The sequence below is a fragment of the Arthrobacter sp. Y3223164 genome, assembly GCF_059091005.1.
On record NZ_JBNHGF010000378.1, the window covers coordinates 1 to 2,587 of the forward strand.

4 protein-coding genes are annotated in these 2,587 nt (G+C 70.5%); all 4 read left to right on the plus strand.

The genetic code is table 11. The annotated features are described in order from the left end of the window. A partial coding sequence (locus AC5RUJ_RS14300) for a DUF8094 domain-containing protein (RefSeq protein ID WP_494156051.1) occupies window positions 1-927 on the plus strand: 927 nt, incomplete at its 5' end. Between the two features lie 78 nt (window positions 928-1,005). Next, the gene (locus AC5RUJ_RS14305; protein ID WP_494156052.1) at window positions 1,006-1,305 is read left to right on the plus strand and encodes a YbbN family protein; all 300 of its coding nucleotides are present in this window, start codon (window positions 1,006-1,008) and stop codon (window positions 1,303-1,305) included. After that, a complete protein-coding gene (locus AC5RUJ_RS14310) occupies window positions 1,305-1,736 on the plus strand; it encodes a hypothetical protein (protein ID WP_494128779.1) in 432 nt (143 codons plus the stop codon). Before AC5RUJ_RS14305 ends, AC5RUJ_RS14310 begins: the two co-directional genes overlap by 1 nt. Before the next feature lie 8 nt (window positions 1,737-1,744). Beyond that, window positions 1,745-2,587, plus strand: an 843-nt coding sequence (locus AC5RUJ_RS14315; protein ID WP_494156053.1) for a DUF6177 family protein, incomplete at its 3' end; no start/stop codon positions are given.

Consider the following 2,587-nt stretch of genomic DNA (forward strand, 5'->3'; position numbering starts at 1 on the left):
GCCCACGCCGCCTCTCCGGCCGCCCCGTCCCAGGGTGCAGGGGAAGCCGCCGGCCACCCGGTGGTGCTGGAGGGCCAACTGACCCGGATCATGGACTCGGTGGCGAAGGCGGTCTCCGACGCAGACTCGGCGCGGGATTCCGGCAAGCTGAAGCCGCGGGTCGCCGGTGCCGCCCTGACCGTCCGCGAGGCCAACTACAAGGTTCGGGCCGAAAACGGCGAGGCTGCGGCTCCCGTCCCGGTGGCTGCCGGGCCGATCCTGACCTCGATGGTCAGCACGAGTGCCGACTGGCCGCGGACGGTCGTGACGGTCACGGAGGGCGAGGACAATCCGGTGCCGCAGGTGATCGTGCTGGTGCAGCAGGATCCGCGCTCGAACTACCGGATGGTGGGCGCGCTCCAGATGCTGCCGGGCACCACGTTCCCGCAGGTCTCCACCGAGAGCGGCGGGACGCCGGCCGTGGCGCCGGACGCCGGGGAAGGCCTGCTGTACGCGCCGCAGGCGGCGGTGAAAATGGTCGCGGAGAACCTCGACGACGGCAAGCACAAGGACGCGATCGGTAAGAACACCTTCTCCGAGCAGATCCAGGCGTTCCAAAAAGACCAGGTGAAATCCAACAAGAACGCCGACATCTCCTTCAGCCGCAGCGTCGACGACGGCTCGCTGCGGGCGCTCCGCACCGCAGACGGCGGCGCTGTGGTGTTCGGCCACATGGAGTCGGTGATGAGCAGCGTGCCGGCCGAGGCCGGCGCCACCGTGGAACTCTCGCCCGAGTTCGCGGCGCTGGCAGGGGATGACTCCACCACCGAAGGCGTGGACGTGACCTACGGCGAGTCAGTCTTCCTGTACGTGCCGCCGGCCGGTTCCGACGACCGGCTCACCCTGGTGGGCGTCGCCCAGGGCCTGGTGGACGCCGAACTGAAGTAGCCCCGGCCGGCCGGGCCGCGACGCCGGCCCGGTCGGGCAAAATTCCGGGCGCCGACCGAGACGTATTAGTGTGATGTCATGACCACTCCAACTCCAGGACAGGGCCCCGCGCCGTCTTCCGTCAGCCTCCGCGGCGCCGTCGACCTGTCCGCGCTGAAAAAGCCGCAGCCGCCGGCGGGAGGCACTCCGGCCGCCGGCGCGCCGGCAGCGGGTGAAGGCGAAGCTCCGGGCTACATCGTCGAGGTCAACGAGCAGAGCTTCCAGCCGCTCGTCCAGCTGTCCGCACAGGTCCCCGTGATCGTGGAACTGACCGCGTCATGGAGCGACCTGGCGCAGCAGCTGGCCTCCGCTGTGGACCCCGCTGGAGGCGACCGTTAATGTCTAACACCGTCACCGTCGTCGCGCTCGATGAGCCGGGCCAGGACGTGGTCATGGTTTCGCTGCTGGCCGTGGTGCCGCAGGAGTACGTCCGCGAGGCCGCCGGAAACGCCCTGCTGGAGGTCGAGGACGGCAACGGCACCACCCTGCTGGCCGTCGAGCTGCCGCGCCTGGTCCGGGTTCCCGGCGAGGTGTCCCGGCTGCTCGCCGGCGCCACCGTGAACGCCATCGACGGCACCCCGATCCCGTCGATCTTCTCCGACCACCCGGACTTCGCCGAGCCGGAGCACCAGGACCTGTGGTGGCAGGAGATCACGGTCCGCAACGGCATCCCCGACGGCGACTCCCTCGGCTACCGGGTGGCGCAGAACATCGCCGTGCGGTGCCGCGGCGCCGTCGTCACCCACCAACTGCCCGGGTCCGGAGAATAGGGATGGGCATGCACGCGTCCGCCTTCGATTTCCACACCGAACGAACCGCCGTCGTCTTTCAGGACAAGCCGCTGGCGTTCCTCTCCCCCGCCCTCACCCGCGCCTACGTGGCCGCCCGCGCATCGGAGCGCCAGTTCGTGGTGATGACGCCCAGCACCGGCAAGCTGACGCTGCCGCTGTACCAGCTGCTCCAGCGCGAGGGCTGCATCTGGATGGCCAGCGCCGCGGACGGCACGTTCTACAACGGCTTCACCGGCCAGCAGTACCGCTGGGGCGGGGACGTCTTCGCCGCCGAGGAACAGTTGGCACCGGACTACCTCCAGGCACCGGCCGGATCCGACGGCGTGATCCAGGCCCGCGGCGAGATCCTGCATCCCGCCAGCGCATCCACCCGCATCGGCGACTTCACCGCCGCGCTGTTCGCCGAGTTGACCGGCGCCGCGCCGGTGGGCTGGGGCATCCACGAGCCGGTCAGCGAACCGTGGGACGTTGCCGGCCTCACCGACTACTGCTTCCGTCTCGCGCCGATGACCGGCAACATCGTCGTGGTCGGCCGTCCCCGCCCCGGCACGGAGGTGCCGTCCATCGGCGTGCTCACCGTGACGCGCTCGTCGACGGGTGTGCACGAGTCGGTGGAGCTGTTCTGCGAATCGGTGGACCCGCTCAGCGACGACGAGTTGGCCTCCTTCGGTTCGGCCATGCACCGCGCCCACGCCCGCACCGCGCTCGCGGGGCACACCATGCTGCTGGACCGGCTGGCCTTTCCCGCGCGCTTCACCGGCGTCAGCGTCCCCGCATGCTCGTTCTTCGGGCCGGAGGCGCTGGCGCAGTTCGGCCCGCAGCAGGCCCTG